The sequence below is a fragment of the Eubacterium ramulus genome (assembly GCF_045002895.1).
GTDB lineage: Bacteria > Bacillota > Clostridia > Lachnospirales > Lachnospiraceae > Eubacterium_I > Eubacterium_I ramulus.
Window position 1 is genome coordinate 1,221,209 of sequence record NZ_CP173382.1, and the last position, 18,395, is coordinate 1,239,603.

General features: G+C 43.1%; 17 protein-coding genes and 1 pseudogene. 1 reads left to right on the forward strand and 17 read right to left on the reverse strand.

Annotation, left to right across the window (positions count from 1 at the left end):
* The 17 genes and pseudogenes from ACIRUQ_RS05685 to ACIRUQ_RS05765 form a co-directional block, all read right to left on the reverse strand.
* The gene (locus tag ACIRUQ_RS05685; protein ID WP_055290071.1) at positions 1-681 is read right to left on the reverse strand and encodes a hypothetical protein; all 681 of its coding nucleotides are present in this window, start codon (positions 679-681) and stop codon (positions 1-3) included.
* Positions 635-1,978: a DUF6273 domain-containing protein gene (locus ACIRUQ_RS05690; RefSeq protein WP_156330962.1), complete on the reverse strand. Its 1,344-nt coding sequence runs from the start codon at positions 1,976-1,978 to the stop codon at positions 635-637. The genes ACIRUQ_RS05685 and ACIRUQ_RS05690 overlap by 47 nt, the downstream gene beginning before the upstream one ends.
* On the reverse strand, positions 1,975-2,619 hold the full coding sequence (locus ACIRUQ_RS05695; RefSeq protein ID WP_242853594.1) for a helix-turn-helix domain-containing protein: 645 nt from the start codon (positions 2,617-2,619) through the stop codon (positions 1,975-1,977). Before ACIRUQ_RS05695 ends, ACIRUQ_RS05690 begins: the two co-directional genes overlap by 4 nt.
* Before the next feature lie 274 nt (positions 2,620-2,893).
* Entirely contained in the window at positions 2,894-3,268 is a 375-nt protein-coding gene (locus tag ACIRUQ_RS05700) for a TnpV protein (RefSeq protein ID WP_022035631.1), read from the reverse strand.
* A 101-nt stretch (positions 3,269-3,369) separates the two neighbouring features.
* Positions 3,370-6,075, reverse strand: a complete 2,706-nt coding sequence (locus ACIRUQ_RS05705; RefSeq protein WP_055290067.1) for an alpha-L-rhamnosidase — start codon at positions 6,073-6,075, stop codon at positions 3,370-3,372.
* A gap of 214 nt (positions 6,076-6,289) precedes the next feature.
* Complete coding sequence (locus ACIRUQ_RS05710) at positions 6,290-7,243, reverse strand: 3-hydroxyacyl-CoA dehydrogenase (protein ID WP_022035633.1); 954 nt, start codon at positions 7,241-7,243, stop codon at positions 6,290-6,292.
* A 232-nt stretch (positions 7,244-7,475) separates the two neighbouring features.
* Positions 7,476-7,877: a P-II family nitrogen regulator gene (locus ACIRUQ_RS05715; RefSeq protein WP_055290065.1), complete on the reverse strand. Its 402-nt coding sequence runs from the start codon at positions 7,875-7,877 to the stop codon at positions 7,476-7,478.
* Positions 7,878-7,962: 85 nt separating this feature from the next.
* Entirely contained in the window at positions 7,963-9,204 is a 1,242-nt protein-coding gene (locus tag ACIRUQ_RS05720; RefSeq protein ID WP_055290063.1) for an ammonium transporter, read from the reverse strand.
* 348 nt (positions 9,205-9,552) lie between these two features.
* A complete protein-coding gene (gene holA, locus ACIRUQ_RS05725) occupies positions 9,553-10,530 on the reverse strand; it encodes a DNA polymerase III subunit delta (protein ID WP_055290061.1) in 978 nt (325 codons plus the stop codon).
* A 141-nt stretch (positions 10,531-10,671) separates the two neighbouring features.
* A complete protein-coding gene (gene nadA, locus ACIRUQ_RS05730) occupies positions 10,672-11,589 on the reverse strand; it encodes a quinolinate synthase NadA (RefSeq protein ID WP_055290059.1) in 918 nt (305 codons plus the stop codon).
* 113 nt (positions 11,590-11,702) lie between these two features.
* On the reverse strand, positions 11,703-12,560 hold the full coding sequence (nadC, locus tag ACIRUQ_RS05735) for a carboxylating nicotinate-nucleotide diphosphorylase (RefSeq protein WP_022035639.1): 858 nt from the start codon (positions 12,558-12,560) through the stop codon (positions 11,703-11,705).
* Positions 12,553-13,839: an L-aspartate oxidase gene (locus ACIRUQ_RS05740; RefSeq protein ID WP_055290056.1), complete on the reverse strand. Its 1,287-nt coding sequence runs from the start codon at positions 13,837-13,839 to the stop codon at positions 12,553-12,555. The genes nadC and ACIRUQ_RS05740 overlap by 8 nt, the downstream gene beginning before the upstream one ends.
* A 72-nt stretch (positions 13,840-13,911) precedes the next feature.
* On the reverse strand, positions 13,912-15,591 hold the full coding sequence (locus ACIRUQ_RS05745) for a DNA internalization-related competence protein ComEC/Rec2 (RefSeq protein WP_082432753.1): 1,680 nt from the start codon (positions 15,589-15,591) through the stop codon (positions 13,912-13,914).
* A 166-nt stretch (positions 15,592-15,757) separates the two neighbouring features.
* Positions 15,758-16,738, reverse strand: a complete 981-nt coding sequence (locus tag ACIRUQ_RS05750; protein WP_055290052.1) for a hypothetical protein — start codon at positions 16,736-16,738, stop codon at positions 15,758-15,760.
* Between the two features lie 153 nt (positions 16,739-16,891).
* On the reverse strand, positions 16,892-17,203 hold the full coding sequence (locus ACIRUQ_RS05755) for a hypothetical protein (RefSeq protein WP_055290050.1): 312 nt from the start codon (positions 17,201-17,203) through the stop codon (positions 16,892-16,894).
* Positions 17,204-17,288: 85 nt separating this feature from the next.
* Positions 17,289-17,459 (reverse strand): hypothetical protein, encoded by a 171-nt coding sequence (locus ACIRUQ_RS05760; protein ID WP_404856558.1) that lies wholly within the window; start codon positions 17,457-17,459, stop codon positions 17,289-17,291.
* 12 nt (positions 17,460-17,471) lie between these two features.
* Positions 17,472-17,519: pseudogene (locus ACIRUQ_RS05765) on the reverse strand (hypothetical protein); the annotation flags it as partial.
* Between the two features lie 478 nt (positions 17,520-17,997).
* On the opposite strand from ACIRUQ_RS05765, the gene ACIRUQ_RS05770 reads away from it, so the two are divergent.
* Positions 17,998-18,375, forward strand: coding sequence for a helix-turn-helix domain-containing protein (locus tag ACIRUQ_RS05770; RefSeq protein ID WP_055290046.1), 378 nt, complete (start codon positions 17,998-18,000; stop codon positions 18,373-18,375).
* The last annotated feature ends 20 nt before the right edge of the window (positions 18,376-18,395 follow it).

The following is an 18,395-nucleotide window of genomic DNA, read 5'->3' on the forward strand; positions in this document are numbered from 1 at the left end:
TTAATCCTGCGTTCTGCAAATCTTGTCAGCGCCATTTATGAGAATGGTCGGAATTGCCTTTTTATTGGTGTCAAATCCGCAGATCGTGCAATGCTGCCAATACATTCCGTTTTCGCTTTGCCAGTTGTACTGATGCACACACTCATAGCCGCACTCGGTGGTGTCTGTGTGGTTGTTCGAATTTAATAAGCCGTAAGTCTGCAAGCAGGTTTCGCAAACCGCCAGAGCCGTACAGGTCGCTTCGCCGCCGGAGTGGGCAGCTTCCTCAACCTTAGCGCCGCAAACACAGAGCTTCCAATGATCGGTTCCATTATACTGCCAGTCACCCTGTACTACGCAAGTGTGTGCGCCGATTGTGACAGTTACAGCGATGGAAGCAAGAACCGTTCCGCTTGCCTTCACACGCACTTCATAGGTGCCGTCTGTAAGTCCCATTAAGGGATTGGCGTTAATTGTCGTCCAACCGGAACCCGTGGACAGTTTGTATTCCATCGTAGTATCAACGCCTGTAATCTGCCCATTGTTCTGTTTGCTTGTCGTGCAATCTGCTTTATCTATGCCTGTTGGCTGCGCCGCCTGCGTTATGTCAATGGTCTGCACTTTTGAGTCGGAGGTTGTTGTACCGTTGCCCGGTTTATATACTTTTACATCTTGTTCTGCCGTTACTCCGGTAATCTCCATCGTTTCGCCGGTTTGTGGCGGTAAATACGGCGTTTGGTGTTTCTTCCTGCGGTAAAACATTCAGGTCAATGTTTTGAAACTCACTCGCATAGTCGGTCTGTTTATCGCCGTTGCACTGTTCGCTGAACACCTTGAGGGTATAATTTTCCTCCGCAAGCCCCGATGGAATGTTGAGTGTTGCTGTACCGCTTGTGCTATTCTGAGCAATATTTCCATAGTAAAGTACATTGTCATTGCCGTCGCAAAGCAGGACGGAGACATATTCGTTTTCGCCTGTCTGTGCGCCGGAATAGGTGATCTGCACGCTGCCACCTGCCGGTACGGAAGCACTTGTTTGTCCGTTCACATCGGCAGAAAATCTGCGGCTGCTGTCTTGGAGCGTCAGTTTCCACTCGCTGCCGGAATAGTTCGAAACAAATTTCAGCGCATCGGCGCCTACGGCGCCGGAAGATTTGCCGCCTACGGCGGCTGATGTAAAGAGGACAGCGTCCAGATTTAAATTAAAAGCGGGCCGAACTGCGTGGCCCGGATGAGCTACAGGGAAGCCAGAGCTGTCAACGCCACCGCTAGCAGGCACAAACACTGCAAGAAGATCATCGCTGCCGGGAGAGCGTAGCCACCAGTAGTCGGCGTTGCCGACACTTACCATGCCGCTGTAACTTGCGACATAAGCGGTGTTGGTCGATTTGCGGCTTTCATTTCCATTCGGGAAATAACTGCTGTTAATCGCCTCCTCTATGGATAAAAGAAATATTTTATCTGTTGTATTGTTTCCGCCCGCTGTGTTGTAAGATGGATTAGGATTGCTGCTTTCGTCTGACTGTGTGGCATTATAGACATAGGTGTCGCAAATCGCACTTTGCTCCTCGCCTGAAAAGGCGGTGCCTATAAAATTATCACTGCTGTAATCCGTTCCATCACTGTTTTCATTTGCCCCATAACCGTTGAGCCATGAACGGATTGTACTCTTTTCCCATGTAATGCTTATATAACTGCTGTTGTATGGCTTTACATCCAGATTTTGGTCTGCAAGCAGGAACATTTTCCCGTCTGCATTGGACAGCACCCGCCACTTGACGGGCTCGGTGTTATAGCTGCCGCTTCCGTCGCTGCTCTGCCGGTAGGTACCGAAATAAATGCTATCTTCCTGCGAGCCGCTGATGTTAGCTGCACTGCCGCTATTCACAAGCTGGATAGCCTTTCCTGTATCTGCCGCAAATGCCACGGTGGGGAGCATACACGCCGCCATGCAAAGGCAAAGCAAGATACTAAGCAGCCGTTTTCCTGTCGTTCTCACGTGGTTACCTCCGTTTCGCCGTCTCTTGACAGCTTAAAATCGTATTTCATTTCCAGCATGGCAAACAACTTATACATAACCTCTGTGGCAATCGCCTTGATATCCAGTGTCTGAATAAAGGCAAGCACCTGTGTCTGCTCATCCTCCGGTACCTTATAGACCCGCAGTGCCGCCGTGAGAAAGCGGTTGATTTTTCGCTCCAGCGGAAAATGAATGTCACATTTGCGTGCCATATAGCTGCGCATCAGCCCCGCCGTGCCGATGTCCATTTCATAAAAATCGCTGTCGCTGTAATCGGGGAAATTCCCGCCGAAAATCTCTTTTAACTCCGCCGTGGTGTGCACATAGATATATTCCGCCGTGTCTGGAGCGGTATAGGCTTCGATATAAATCTCCCGCAGATTCTCGTTCAGCTCGGTGAGAGTGAGCTGGATCGCCGTATCCACCGCATAGGCATACACCGACGGCAGCTTGCTGTCCGCAATGCTTCTTGCCATGCCAAACTGACCGCCGAACATCGTTTCGGTCAAGTCCAGCAAAATTTTATCCTTAGTGGGAAACAGATTCAAATAGCTTCCTCTCGCAACACCCGCTTCGTCGACAATCTGACTGACAGAGGTATTTTTATATCCCTGCTCCAAAAAAAGACGAACGCATGCGGTCAGAATTTTCCTCTTTGTTTCACTGCTGTCTCTCCGCAAATATATCACCTCTCTATAAAAGTGTTGGTATCCGTACCAATAATATCATCTTGAGAATGAAAAAGCAAGTGGTATTTGAGGTTTTTCTGCGTTGAATTGCGACATTTCCGTAAACTCCGCCTTCTTCCATTGCTCACGGAACTTTATGACTTCTTGAATACTTCCCGAAAAAGAAAAGCCGCCGTCGCTTGACAGCAGCCTTTCTGATTGTTTGTTATGCGTAAATCAAATCGTTTGAACCAACCTCCATAGCAGCGCTGCGGATATTGTTTATCCTCTGCACCCACAGCATTTGGTTTTCCGCTTTAAGCACTTCCGTTACGCCCTCCTTTTCGGCAAGTTGTTTTACCAGCCGAGATAACATTTCCTCTGCTTGCTCGTTTATGTCGGCAAGGTAATCGTTCAGCTTGCCGGTAGTCAGCAGCTCGGCATACAAACCAACTTTGTGCTTGCGGATATACCGCAGGTGTCGTTGTCCACAGATGCCGATAGGCCTGCCTTCCGGCTCGTCCTCTCCGGCAATCAGATAGTAGTCCCCGACAAGCTCATACTGCAAGCCTGTCCTTTCGTCTGTGATGAATTTTTCCATTGTGTATTCCTCCAAATAAAGATTTTCACTTCAAAATCCGTTCCGTTGTCACCAAACAATGTGTTTTTGAGTTTTGTCCTTATCTGGTTTCACTCATGTTCTTATATCCTACAAACCGTATATTCAAATACACCATTGCCCATTTTCTGACGTTGCTGTCCTGGAAGTTCTATATATGCAGTTGCATTTGCTGGAATTTTGACCCAAATTTTTTTCTGATCATTCTCTATCCGCCATTTAACTGCGATTGTTCCATAGACAGAATCATAATTTCCTTCTACATAGGATAATCCAAAGCCAAAGTCTGGTTTGATCAGTATTTCTTTATAACCTGGTGCCAGTTTCTGAATACCAAGCAGATTGCGATACATCCAGTCTCCAATGCAGCCAAATGCATAATGGTTATAAGAAGTGATAGTTCTTGTTCCATCTTCCAAAACCGCATTCCAGCGTTCCCAGATGGTTGTGGCATTATGTTCAATTTCATACAACCATGAGGGATACTGATTCTGGAACAGAATTGTTTTTGCAGTATCATGCAATCCGTTATCTGTCAGTACATCCATCAAAAATTTGATAGACATAAATCCGGTATCCAGACATCCATGATTATCCTGGATCAGGTGATCAAGCTGTTTTGCCAGTAATGGCCGTTTTTTCTCACTGACCATATGCATAGCCAGTGCCATTACATATAAGCCCTGTACATCATTATCAATCTTTCCATTCGAATCCACATACTCTGCTTCAAAAGCTTCTCGGATATGCTGATTTAACAATGCATAATAATGTTCCATATCAGTATCTCCAAGAAGTCCTGCTACATGAGACATAATATCAGTAGAATTCGCATAAATAGCAGTTGCCACATGCTCTTTTGTAGTTGTAGCCGAACCGATCATATCTGATTCACCGTTTTCTTTACGGCAGCTTGGATACAACCAGTCTCCAAAATGGAAATTTGTATTCCAGAGATATTTCTGGCGAGCAATAGCTTTTGGATCATTCTTCTCAGATTCTTTTAGGTTTACACCCTCAGATGCCTCTTTTTCGACGTACTGCATCCATTTTTTCATTGCTTCGTAATTTTCTTCCAGAACACTCTTGTCTCCGTAAATCTGATACAGATACCACGGCATTGCAATCATGACATCCCCCCATCCTGCGGATGTGTGGGTTCCGAAACTCTGCAGCTGAATATCTTTATATCCCGGAGAATATGGAACGATGATTGGAATCAGACCGTCCTCAAACTGCTCTTCTCTCATGTTACACAGCCAACGTTTCATAAAGTTCAAGCAATCCTGATTAAAGCAGCAGGTTTCGCCATATACCCAGACATCACCCGTCCATCCGGCACGTTCACGCTGTGGACAGTCTGTCGGAATGGAAAGCAGGTTTCCTTTCTGGCTCCAGAGAATATTGCTTTGTAACTGATTTAATCTGACATCAGAAGTTTTAAATGTACCGGAAACAACACAGTCACTCCCTAATACACATGCAGTAAAGTTTTCTGCTTTTACCTCGCCTGGATAACCGCTGACACGTACATAGCGGAAACCATGGAATGTAAAGTTTGGCAAAAAAACTTCTTCAAAGTCGCCTTTTAATGTGTAAAAATCTGTCTGATCGCGATTAAATCCATCGATATAATTAGCAAAATTCCCGTCTTTATCCAGTTCTTCACTGTGCTCTAATTTTATCGTATCACCGGCTTGTCCTGAAACTTTCATTTCTACTACACCAACTAGATTCTGACCAAAATCCAAAATGGTGTCGCCCTGCGGGGAGATCAGAACCAACGGTTTCAGATGTTGAGTAATAATAATCGGTTCTGCACACACACCATGCAGTTTGTCATATCCCAGTTTTGACACATGGCACGGATGCAGCTCTTTTTCTGCAGCTTCTAATCTTGCGTCATAGTTGGCACCGACCATAATGTCCGCATATACATAAGGACTGGTGTAATACTGGAATGTTTCATCGCTGGCAATGGTCTGAGTCTCACCGTTTTCATAGACTACTTCCAATTGCAATAATGCAGCCAGTTCACTTCCATAATTTTCTCCAAAACCCAGCATACCAAACTTACCTTTGTACCATCCGTCTGCCAGCGTGATACTTACCTCGTTTGTTCCACCATGCAGATACTCTGTAATATCATACGTCTGGTATTCCAGATAAGTGTCATAAGCAGTAAACTCCGGTGCAAAACGCTGCGCAGTCGGAAGCATACCGTTAATTTTTAATTCATAGATACCAAGAGCTGTCACATAAGCTCTGCCTTTCCGAATCGGAGTTTTCTCAGATAGTACGAAGTTTTTTACAAATGTGTTACAAGCTTCCAGTTTACGATCTGGTTTAAAGTCAACATCTTTTCCATGCATCATATCCAGCAGAATCTGCCCCTGATTTACAGGATCCGTTTTGACAGAGTTTTCTGTCAATGGTTTCCGTCCAATCCACTGTGCTGTCCATTCTTTCTGGTCTAAAATTCCAGTTTCAAACGTATTTCCACGGCTATAAAGAATATTTCCACAATTGTTCTTTACCGCTACCTCATATGTATAAACGGTTTTACTTTCTAACTCTTTTCCGCCATATGTAATGTAGGTGCTTGTCTGATCTGTTACCCACTGGCTGTCCCATACATTCTGACCTTTCTCATCTGTGACACAGACACGGTATGCCGTCTGATAAATCTGATTCTGTTCTGTGTCGATCTGCCAGGAAAAATATGGCTTTCGGTCGTCAATTCCCATTGGATTTTTTAAGGAATTACATTTCACTTCTGAAAGTCTCATTGCTTGTCTCCTCTCAAGTTTGATACATTTTTCTATATTAAATGTATTATATAAAAATAAGATTTATAAAAAAATAATACAAACGAATCGTTTTGTACATTATCCTTATCTTTCTGGGAAAACACCGATGCTATGACATCCAAAATTTTCAAAATCCTCCTTAACAACAAAAAAGAATCTGCCCGAACTGGACAGATTCTTTTTGAACATGTATTTAGTTATACTTATAGAATCCTTCTCCAGATGCAACACCTTTCTTACCTGCATCGATAAATTCTTTCAGACGAGTGGCAATCTTGCCCGGTAATGTCTCTGGATTCTTTGCCTCTGGATTCATCATTACGATATTGTAAGCGGTATCCAGTCCGACAATATCCAGAATACGGAACGGTCCAAGTGGTGCTCCAGTTCCAAGCATCCAGGTCAGATCGATAGTTTGCGGATCGGCTACGTCGTTTGCATATAAGGCCTGTCCGGCATTCAGGAACGGAACCAGCAGAGAATTCAAGATATATCCCGGCTGCTCTTTTTTCAGCTGTAACGGAATCATTCCGATTTCTTTTGCAAATGCAACTACTTCGTCATAGTATTTCTGAGCCGTTCCCGGATGTCCCATGATTTCAGCTGTATTGTTTTTCCAGATTTCGTTTGCAAAATGAAGCGCCAGATATTTTTCCGGTCTGCCTGTATAAGATGCAAACGTACTCGGGAGCATTGTGGAAGAATTGGTTACCACCACTGTTTTCTCCGGAAGTAATGGAGCCATTGCCTGATAAAACTCAATTTTGGCTTTCGGATCCTCGGACAGTGACTCGATGACCAGATCTGCATCTGCCATGGCTTTTGCCATATCCAGTTCATAAATCAGCCCCTCATATGCCTTATCAGCCTGCTCTTTTAATGCATCGATCTTCTCCGGTGTCAGAGATGCAAAATCATCCACCAGACCACGCGGATACAGTTTTGTATCAGTACCGATCAGTACTTTTGTTGCTTCCAGATCTTTTTTATATGTTTCATGCCAACGCTCAAATTTTGGTTTTGCACGGCCAATAGACCCTTCGCTGCGCAGCCACACTGTAACATCAAAACCTTTGTATGCGACCTGATAAGCGATCTGACTTCCAAGTACTCCGCCGCCGACAACAACCACTTTTTTAAATCCCATAACATTACTCCATATGACAATATTCCGTCATACTTTTTCCTTTCCAGTAAATTTGTCTGTGCCAGTTCTTTTTTTTAATACAATCTGTTTTCGTGAAATATATGTACAGAAACAGATTGTATTTTTTTAAGAACAATCATGCAACTGCGCTTATTATACAGACAATTTTTCGGAAATGCAATAGGTTTTCCATTAATTAATTATTTAACACTAACATTATTTTTTTGACAGGCTACAGTGTTTCTTTTGCCTCCGGATTGCGGGCATATTCCTGACGCTGCTCATCACCCCAGATCGCATGTTCGTTCTTTTCGTTGGTACGGATCTTTGTTGCTGTACGCAATTCGTAGCTGAAAATTTTTCCATCACCGACATTTCCGGTATAAGCAGTTTTCTGGATGATATCAATTACCTTCTCTTCCCATTTTTCGGAAGAAACCACAATCTCCAGTTTGATCTTCGGCAGCAGGTTAATCTCTACCTCGGAACCACGGACATAACGCTTTAATCCACGCTGGGTACCACAGCCCATGACCTGTGAAACTGTAATACCATTGACATGAATGCCATTTAAGGCCTCTTTGACGTCTTCAAATTTTTCTTCATTTATGATTGCTTCTACTTTGATTAACATAAATATCTCCTTATATTTCGTCCTGTTTTAGTATGTATAAACTTTTTCAGGACACCGAATATTTCATTTTTCACATCAATAGATATTAATCCCAACCGTTGAAGGACGGATAAGCTTTCTCACCATGCTCGGATAGATCCAGACCAACGGTTTCAGCACGGTCATCCACACGGATTTTAGTAAAGATACGCACGATTCCGATACAAACCAGTGTTCCGACTACTGCGATCGCAATGGTAATACCGATACCTGCCAGCTGTGCCAGAAACAGATGTATATCACCAAATACCAGACCATCCCAGCGTGCAGCACTGTTGATAGAGGATTTCCCAAATAATCCGGTTGCGATACCGCCCCAGATACCACCGATACCATGGCAGCCGAAGGCATCCAGCGCATCATCGATTTTCAGTTTCTGTTTGATCAGTTTGACACCAAAGAAGCAGATCGGGCTGACCAACGCTCCAATGATAAAGGCTGACCAGATCGGTACGAAACCTGCCCCTGGTGTAATGGCTACCAAACCGACAACCAGACCAGTGGATGCACCAACCAGTGTCGGTTTCTTATCCATGATCACATCCAGAAGCATCCAGGATAGCAATGCCACTCCAGCGGAAATCGCACTTGTCATAAACGCGTGTGCGGCAAGGCCGTCGGCTTTTAAGGCACTTCCGGCATTGAATCCAAACCATCCGAACCACAACATGGAAGCACCAAGAACAACGAAGGGAATGTTATGTACACGATAGGCAACTTTATTATATCCTTTTCTGCGTCCAAGTAAAATAGCCAATGTCAAAGCTGTGATACCGGAACTGATATGAACAACGTTTCCACCTGCAAAATCAACGGAACCGATGGTTGCCAGCAGTCCGCCTTTGCCCCATACCATATGAGCCAATGGATAATATACAACCACAGACCATAAAGCAATAAAGAAAAATAATGCTTTAAATTTCATTCGACCAACAAGAGATCCTGTGATCAGAGCCGGTGTGATAATGGCGAACATCATCTGGAAAGCGATGTATACCAAGTGCGGAATACTGTCTGCATAAGGTCCGGCCTCTGACATGTTAATGCCATGTAAGAATGCCCAGCGGAAGTCTCCGATAATGCCTCCGTAATTGCCGCCGAAAGCAAGGGAATAGCCAAAAGCCACCCACATTACAACGGCCAGACCCATGATGGATACACATGCCATCATTGTGTTTACTACATTTTTTCTGCGGACCAGTCCTCCATAAAAGAACGCCAGACCCGGTGTCATAAAAAATACCAGTGCCGAGCAGATCATCATAAAAGCGGTATCTCCTGTGTTCATTTTCAAAATCCTCCTTAACAACCGGGAAATGCGACTCAATTCATTTTCCCTATTTCAGCTCTTTGTGTTACCGGGTATTTTTCTGTAACACAAAAAGACGCCCGGATGAATTTCATCCAGACGTCTTTGTCTTTCTGCGTCTGATTCTAGCATAACAAAATTGTAATTGCAACACTTTTTTGTGCTCCAGTTCACTTGTCACATGTATCTTAGGTAAAGATCATGCTTGCATGAGGAGTTACCTAAATACATAGTGACAAAGGGAGCGCCGTTTTATGAGCAAAAATAGCTGTATAACAGCGGAGAAGCCCAGAATGGGCGTTTTGCGAATGGCGCGTGTGAACTGAATCATTGCATCGTGGAAATAATCAGTAATTCTACCGCAAGCTGGTCTCCCATTTGACCGGTTTTGATATTCTCCTCCGTTTGTACACACTCCCGCATAATTTCTTCCAGTCTCAGGCTATCAAAAGCCCGGGCCTGCCCGGTATATTTGCGCACGGCAAATTCCGGTACACCGACCTTGGAAGCCATGCTCTTATAATCAAATCCGCCGCCGGCCATCTCACGCAGCTGCATCAGGATCTGGAAATGGCGGGTGATCAGAAAAAGGATGCGCATGGCAGGTTCTTTCAGCATCAGAAGGTCATAATACAGATCCAGTGCTTTTTTTTTCTCTTTGCGTCCGATGGCATCCACCATATCAAAAATCTTGCCACTGATCTGATTGGCACAGATAGCCTCCACGTCTTCTGCCTCGATCACTTCTTTTTCCATGGTATAGCAAAGCAGTTTTTCCAGTTCCTGGGTGATCAGTTCCATATCGTTACCTGTCTTACTCAAAAACAGTTCCATAACCGAACGGGTGATCCTTTTATTTTCTTTTTTCAGTGTTCCGAGAATCCACTGCATCAGAACGGCGTCTGTCTGGCGTTTGAATTCTACCACGCTGCCATACTTTTTGACCTGCTTGTACATTTTTCCGCGCTTGTCCACATCTTCTTCTGCGAAAATAAAATAGGACGTTTCCGGAAGTTCTCCCATGTATGCAGCCAGTTCTTCCGTGCTTTTTTTGAAAAATCCGCTGTTTTCCACCAGAATAACACGGCGTTCTGCAAAAAATGGCAATGTTTCGGCCAGATCGATCAGCGCCTCCGGGCGAATATCTTTTCCGGAAAATACCGAAGTATTCATGGTATCACCTTCCACGGATAACGCATTTTTCAAGCGTGTTTTATACTGCTGTACCAGATATGGCTCTTCGCCGTATAATAAATAACAATGTTTAAAATTTCCTGTTTTTAAATCTTCCTGTAATGTTTTCATATTTCAAAGTATAATATGAATCCCCAAAAAACACAAGGCGGGAAAGAAAAACTCTCCCGCCATATGTATGCATGTGTTACAATTTATACACATCATTTGTAAAATGCCCCATCAGGCTTTTTGCAAATGTGCCGTTGTACATCAGCCACCAAGTTCCACCATACGGTGAATACATCTTCCGGCACCTTCCATGATATCCGCCGGCAATGCAATCTCTTCACCACCACAGCCTTTCAGGCAATTATAAATGTCCATCAGTGTAGTGACCTTCATATTCATGCAGGTAAGCTGCACCGTCAGTGGATAAAACTGCTTATCCGGGCAGTCAAACTGTAAATGCTCTACGATACTGTTCTCTGTTCCGATAATAAATTCTTTGCACTCGGAATTCTTCGCATAGTTCATGATACCAGTAGTAGAACCAACATAATCTGCCTGGGCGACCACTTCTTGACGACACTCCGGATGCACCAGAAGCAATGCGTTCGGATGAAGCTCTTTTGCTTTTCTGACATGTTCCGGTGTTACGATCATATGGCGTGGACATCCTCCGGTATAAAAGGCAAATTCTTTCTCCGGAATCTGTTCTGCCACATAATGACCCAGGTTTGGATCCGGGACAAAAAGGATTTTATCTGCATCAAGCTTTTTACAGATTTCCACAGCTGAGGATGAAGTGACACATACATCACACTCAGTCTTTAATTCAGATGTTGTATTGATATAGGCAACCACTGCATGATCCGGGTATTTCTGTTTTAATGCGCGCAGGAACTCCAGATCCAGCTGTTCTGCCATCGGACATCCGGCAATCGGATTTGCCAGCCATACACGTTTCTGCGGGCTTAATACTTTGCATGTTTCCGCCATAAAACGGACACCGCACATAATCACATTTTTGCACCTGCTTTTGGAAGCCTGCACACTGAGACCATAAGAATCTCCCATATAATCAGCAACTTCCAGAATATCCTGACTCTGGTATGCATGTGCCAGAATACAGACATCCTGTTCCTTTTTCATTCGCATGATCTCCTGCTGAATTTCTGCTATTGTCATTTTATTTTCTCACTTTCTTTTTTTGCAAATCTTCTCAAACTCACGGTACGCTGCACATTTTACACTGTAATCTAATATTGTATGTAAATGTCAGACGGAAAGGTATCATTTGTTTACGCTTCCACCGGATGAAGATTTTTCATGGAAATATCCAGAATTGGTGCAGAATGAGTCAGTGCACCACTGGATACAAAATCAACACCGATCTCACAGATTTTTGCAATATTCTCCTTGGTGATATTGCCGGAACACTCTGTCTGGGCACGACCGTCAATGAGCTGTACCGCTTCTTTCATCATATCCGGAGTCATATTATCCAGCATAATGATGTCCGCACCGGCATCCACTGCTTCTTTCACCTGTTCCAGTGTCTCTACTTCAATCTCAATCTTGCGGACAAAAGGTGCATATGCTTTTGCCATTTGAACTGCTTTTGTGATGCTGCCTGCTGCTCCGATGTGATTATCCTTTAACAACACACCGTCAGACAGATTATAACGGTGATTACATCCACCACCGATACGGACAGCATATTTTTCAAAAATACGGCAGTTTGGTGTTGTCTTTCGTGTATCCAACAGCGTCACATGGCTGCCTTTCAGCAGATCTGCCACCTGTCTCGTATAAGTTGCAATACCACTCATGCGCTGTAGATAATTCAATGCTACACGTTCACCGGAAAGCAGTACACGGATATCTCCATGTACAGTGGCCATCCGCTGCCCACATGTTACAACATCTCCATCTTTGCAATAAAAGGTAACCACCGTTTTCTCATCCAGCAGTTCAAAAACTCTTGCATACACATCAAGTCCTGCGATCACGCCGTCCTCTTTTGCGATCAGCTCCACTTCGCCCATCTGCACCGTCGGCATAACGGCATTGGTGGATACATCTTCACTGGTAATATCTTCCTGTAATGCAAGGCGGATCAGATTGTCCGCCTGCAGTTTCATCGTTATATCATTCATGGCTGTTCTTTACCCTCTCTATTTCATTTCGTACTGCGGCATGATATTCTGACAGAATCTGCTCCCGATCCTCATACTGTCGTATATCCACCTGTGTACACCGGAATTCTGTTTTTGTGCCAAACAGAATATCATCTGCTGCTCTTCTGGCAAATACCAGTGATTCCAACAGTGAATTACTTGCCAGACGGTTTTTCCCATGGACACCGTTACAGCTTGTTTCACCACAGGCATACAGTCTCTTCATGGAAGTACGGCTTCCAAGATCCACTTTGATACCGCCCATAAAATAATGCTGTGCTGGAACGACCGGAACCGGCTCCTTACAAGGATCATATCCTTCCTCCAGACATTGCTGATAAATATTCGGGAAGTGACTTAAAATCACATCTTTGCCAAGAGGACGCATATCCTCCCAGACACAGTCAGAACCTTCTTTTTCCATCTGAGCAAAAATTGCCTGACTGACTTTGTCTCTCGGCTGCAGTTCATCTGTGAAACGCTGTCCGTTTTTATCCAACAACAGCGCACCTTCTCCACGGACTGATTCAGATATAAGAAATCTCCGTCCCGGTTTTTGGGAATACAGTGTAGTCGGATGAATCTGTATGTAATCCATATGTTCCAACTGAATCTGATGTTTCAGAGCAATTCCAAGTGCATCACCGGAAATGTGCGGAAAATTTGTGGAATTCTGATATAATCCGCCGAGTCCGCCACAGGCCAGAACCACATGTTCTGCATACACAGGATATACATTGTTTTCCGTATCCATGATGATGATACCACCGCAGACATTGTCTTTTTCAATCAGATCCACCATGGTCATATATTCACAGATTTCAATATTTTCTTTTGTTTTTACTTCATTAAGCAAAGTCTGAGTGATCTGTTTTCCGGTAATATCTTCATGGAACAGAATACGCGGCTGTGAGTGGGCAGCCTCTCTGGTAAACATCAGATTACCAGTCTCATCTCTGGTAAAATCCACCTTTCTCTCCACCAGATCACGAATGATACTGTTGGAACTGCGGATCATCAGATCTACGGCACGGGCATTGTTTTCATAATGTCCGGCACGCATGGTGTCCTCAAAATAGTTCTGATAATCATCTTCTCCTCGAAGCATGCAGATACCACCCTGCGCCAGGAAGGAATCCGATTGATCTGCCTCCTGTTTTGTAATTAATAATATTCGTTTCCGTTCCGGAAGATTTAAAGCACAGTATAAACCGGCTGCGCCGGTACCCACAATAATGACGTCATAATATTCTTTCATAGTATTTTTCCTCTTTTTAATGCTTCCGCCATTATACTATCATAGTTTACACCTGTCAAGACAGCTGTTTTTCTATTGTCTGATCTGCCACTGACCTTTCCGGTACAGAATCGAAATCTGTCCGCAGTCTTTTGTACAATAAATATCACAGCCTTCCTTTTCCAGGCGTTCCAATGCCTCTTGGGAAGGATGATGATAACGGTTATGAGCACTGCTGGAAATAAAAGCTGCTTTTGGATGGATGTAATTCAGAAACTCCTCACAGCTGGAGAAACGGGAACCATGGTGCGCCACTTTCAATGCTGTGACCGGATGCAGACGTTGTCGCTTTAATAATAGTTTTTCCTGTTCTTCCCCAAGGTCTCCGGTAAACAGCATCGAAAATGCATGACTTCTCAATTCCCATACCTGTGAGAGACCGTTGCAATCAGCAGCTGTCTCATCGGCATCCGGATACAGGCACTGCAATGTCATTTCTTTCAGATGCAATGTATCTCCTGTGTCTACATAAGAAACACTGGTTCCTTGTTTCTTTGCCAGTTCCGCCAGTTTCTGGCAGGAAGAATCTTCTGACAACGCTTTTGCAAGTAACAACCGATGTACCGGATAACCCTGCTCCAGCAGTTCCTCAAGTCCGGAAATGTGATCCGCATCCGGATGGGTAACAATCCATACATCCACAGCATTTACACGGTGATATTTCAGGAATGGCAGCATACGGTAAGTTCCCACTGCGGCTTCTGAACTGCTTCCACCATCGATCCATATATGACCACCATGTCCATCTGTCAGAAAGATACCATCTCCCTGTCCGACATCAAGTAGAAAGATACCCGGCGTTTCTGCCGGATGCACCAGAAGGGTTGCTGCCAGAAAGATGCCAAGAATGCCATAAGGAAGTCCTTTCAGGGACAGCCAACGCACATTTTTATTATGGGCAAACAGTTTCCGATACAGTTTCCACAGACAAAAAAACGCCAGAACGATATAGTAGGTGATGATCCAGAATGGTTCCGGCTGACCGGTGAGCAGCAGATTCCCCGGAAACAGGCGAAGTATACGCATCCCGGCATCATACAGATTTAAAATTGCATGACATGTCACCAGTATCCAGCCGGCGATTCCCGGCATCCATACATAGATCAATGCAGCTATAAGGCCTCCTCCCAACAGCCAGCTGCTGAAAGGGAGAATCAGCAGATTCAGAAACATGGCATAAAGAGGTACTTCGTAATAGAACCAGGCAGTCATTGGCAGAAGCCATAGCTGCAGCCACAGACTAAAGCGTAAATTTTTTTTCAAATCTGTCAGCCGGTTTCTTAGGCTATTTTTTATCCACGCATTGATAGATTTCCGATTTCCCTCATGGTCTGTACGTTTTTCATCTTCTTGTTCCGGAAACAATCTGCTGTACTGAACAATGGCCAGCATTGCCGTAAAAGAAAAAAGAAAACCTGTCTGGTACAGTGTCAATAGGTTGGTGATCAGCAGAAGAATTGCTGCCAGTGCAAGTCCATGGGCTCCATCATAAGTCCGTCCGAAAATCTGTGCCCCCATCATGCACAGATACATGACAATCGCTCTTTGCGCAGGAATCCCCAAACCGCTCATATAAGAAAAGCAAAGAATGCAAAATGTACTGACTGCAGCTGAACAGGGATAAGATCTGCGTAAGAATCGTAAAAATCGATAGACGCTGAAGCCGAGAATCGAGATATGCAGACCCGTCTGGGGTTTTCCCCTGTCATTTATAGATGGCGTAACTTCTTATTAAAAGGGATACCTAGCCCTCACGGCTTAGGGGGACTATCCCCTATGGGATATGCTCCCAGGGATAGCTTGAAAATCACATAGTTTTCAGATTTGTATAATTTCGCAGAATTGTTTTTATACACATTGTTATACTTCACATTTAAAGCTACTTAGACAAAGCGACCTCTACCAAATCATTTTCTTTCACTTCAAACACTTTTAGTGATTCAGGTGGCACTGAATTTCCAGCAAGCAATGACCCATATTCTTCTGCATTATAAAAATAGATGGATATAAATCTTCTCAAAAAAGTGATATTATCATATACTTTTTTCGGTATGGTTTCTTCCATATAATCAGTGAAATCAAAGCCGCAAGAATATAGAAGGCTTTCATAATCTCGATAAGCATCTCTATAATTTATTGGAGCAAAAGTTTCCATTTCCGACCAACGACTAGCATACTCTATAACATAACAATTCTTCTTTTTTGCCATCCACTCATAGCATAAATTGTATGTAGGAGAATACTGCCCATTTACTGCTGAACGTACATCATCCAACGTATTCAATATTTCTGGACACCTATCAATGGTCGAATACCTTTTCATCTCATCTAGTGTTGCATGAATAAAACACTCCACAGTTGCATCATAATAATATAGTTTGATCGCAAGATACGTGATTTTTTTAAAGCTTTCACACCTTGAATATCCTGTACAAATACGTTCTCTGCCATTGTAGCATTCTGGACAGACTTCATGATCACTCAATATCGGATATTTTTTCCCTTTAATTTCTATTTTATGCTCATCAACATCCACTTTAATTTTGTGATCTAACAAAAATTGAGATAAAGGGGTATTCTCTTGAAGCATGGTTCTTAGATCAAGAATCCCTTTGTCTATAAAGGAATGGATTTCATCTTCTGTAGATGTTGTCATATGACGGCACACTATTTGTAATTGACTGCTATCATATTCATTTAATTTTAAATCAAACTTTCTCACCAATGTTTCTGGTGTTAATGTATCAGGATTTACCCTGATAAAATAGTCCTCAACCGTTTCCTTGTCTAACTTAAAGTATTCACAGAATTTTTCTACAAGTTCTGTTGAACTATCGTTAAAGAAATCAAAAGTTATCATAATGTTCTCCCATAATTTTTAAATGTATTTGAGCTTAAGCTGTTTTTCTTTTATACTTCTATGCTCATATAGTTTCAACTAATTCAAATCACTTTTATTATATCAAAAAATGGTGCAGCCATCCAATTACAGTCACACCATTCTACAGTCACATTACTGTTTATTTTCTCTTTCTGTAAAAAGCACTCCATAGTCAAACATCTTCATACTTTGATGTCTGCCTATGCTCATGAGGTTCGATATGATAATCTCCACATCTTCATCTTCTGTGCCTGGCTTTCCAAGTCTTCTGCATACCCTCTCATAGGCTTCCAACATCTGCGAATATAATTTTTCACAGTATTCCCCTTCTGCAAATTCGTCTTTTACCAGGCTACTTTCTGCAACCGGATATTCCTCAAGATTGTAGCTTCCATTCATCAGATCGTAGATTTTTGTTTTGAACTCCTCATCTTTTACATTCATTCTGTATCCTCACTGCTTTCTTCTGCCGTGGAAAGCGCATAGAAAAAGGGGAAACAATCAATCAGATACAATTGAACTGCTTCCCCTATTTCTTCAAAGATCTCACGAAGTTCATTAAAATTCTCCGCTCATCAGTATTTAGGTTATCCCATGTTTCCAATATCTCTTCCTGCTCATCTGTCAGATCTGGTCTCATGCCGTCCCCGGCAAAAAACTGTGCTAGTGAAATTCCGAATGCATCACAGATTCTTTCCAAAGTCGGTATCGTTGGAATGCTCTCTTTCTTGATTATATTCCCTAAAGCGGTCTGTGACATATCAGTGAGCTGTGCGAGTCGGTACTTGGAAACCTTATGCTTGCTGCATAATTCTTTTACCCTTTTCGGGATATAGTCCTCTGTACGCAAGTAAATTACACCTCTCTTCTGCTCTGCGATACATTTATTTTAACCGCAAACCAGAATAAATATTAGAACCATATTTCTTTAGTAATTTACTCCATTGTACTTTACTATAAGGGTAAAAAAATATGAACAGCAGCACACCGCAGTTCAATATGTATTTCTTATAATTCCTTGTTTTTCCTTGTTTCTTTCACTTCCATATTATCAGTTCCATCATCAGCATAGCATCTTTTATACTGCCCATCAATCAAAATCGTTCGACAAATGTCTACATATATTGACACCTTGTTATCCGGCAATACTCCACTCTACTTTATTAAATTACATAACCTTTTATCACTCGCTGACGGATAATCTATTTGCGTAAGAAAAAGAAACAGGAGGTAACATTATGAATGAATCACTTGCATCTGTAAATCATAAACAGATAGGATACCGCATTAAGGAAGTCAGGGAACAGAACAATTTTTCACAGGCACAGCTTGCAGAGGAAACGGAACTCTCCATCTCCTACATAAGCCATATTGAGAATGCCAAACGCAAAGCAAGTCTTGAGTCTATCATTAGAATTGTAAACGCCCTTGGAATAACAGTCGATGAGCTGCTCGCCGGAGTCCAGCTTCATAATCCGACCGCCTATCAGACTGACCTTGATCTGTTGATGGCTGAATGCACCGAAAATGAAAAGCGCTTCATTTATGAAATGGTAAAAGCAAGTATCGACAGCATGCGTAAAAACGGATGGCATATCTCGGATGACGAAGCCTAGATGCTGCGGCACACTATTTT

Coding starts and splice junctions, on each gene's coding strand:
- ACIRUQ_RS05705 (WP_055290067.1), bottom strand. CDS start 6,075: ATGAGACTTTCAGAAGTGAAATGTAATTCCTTAAAAAATCCAATGGGA.
- ACIRUQ_RS05700 (WP_022035631.1), bottom strand. CDS start 3,268: ATGGAAAAATTCATCACAGACGAAAGGACAGGCTTGCAGTATGAGCTT.
- ACIRUQ_RS05750 (WP_055290052.1), bottom strand. CDS start 16,738: ATGATAACTTTTGATTTCTTTAACGATAGTTCAACAGAACTTGTAGAA.
- nadC (WP_022035639.1), bottom strand. CDS start 12,560: ATGAATGATATAACGATGAAACTGCAGGCGGACAATCTGATCCGCCTT.
- ACIRUQ_RS05740 (WP_055290056.1), bottom strand. CDS start 13,839: ATGAAAGAATATTATGACGTCATTATTGTGGGTACCGGCGCAGCCGGT.
- ACIRUQ_RS05710 (WP_022035633.1), bottom strand. CDS start 7,243: ATGGGATTTAAAAAAGTGGTTGTTGTCGGCGGCGGAGTACTTGGAAGT.
- ACIRUQ_RS05685 (WP_055290071.1), bottom strand. CDS start 681: ATGGAGATTACCGGAGTAACGGCAGAACAAGATGTAAAAGTATATAAA.
- ACIRUQ_RS05715 (WP_055290065.1), bottom strand. CDS start 7,877: ATGTTAATCAAAGTAGAAGCAATCATAAATGAAGAAAAATTTGAAGAC.
- nadA (WP_055290059.1), bottom strand. CDS start 11,589: ATGACAATAGCAGAAATTCAGCAGGAGATCATGCGAATGAAAAAGGAA.
- ACIRUQ_RS05770 (WP_055290046.1), top strand. CDS start 17,998: ATGAATGAATCACTTGCATCTGTAAATCATAAACAGATAGGATACCGC.
- ACIRUQ_RS05720 (WP_055290063.1), bottom strand. CDS start 9,204: ATGAACACAGGAGATACCGCTTTTATGATGATCTGCTCGGCACTGGTA.
- holA (WP_055290061.1), bottom strand. CDS start 10,530: ATGAAAACATTACAGGAAGATTTAAAAACAGGAAATTTTAAACATTGT.
- ACIRUQ_RS05755 (WP_055290050.1), bottom strand. CDS start 17,203: ATGAATGTAAAAGATGAGGAGTTCAAAACAAAAATCTACGATCTGATG.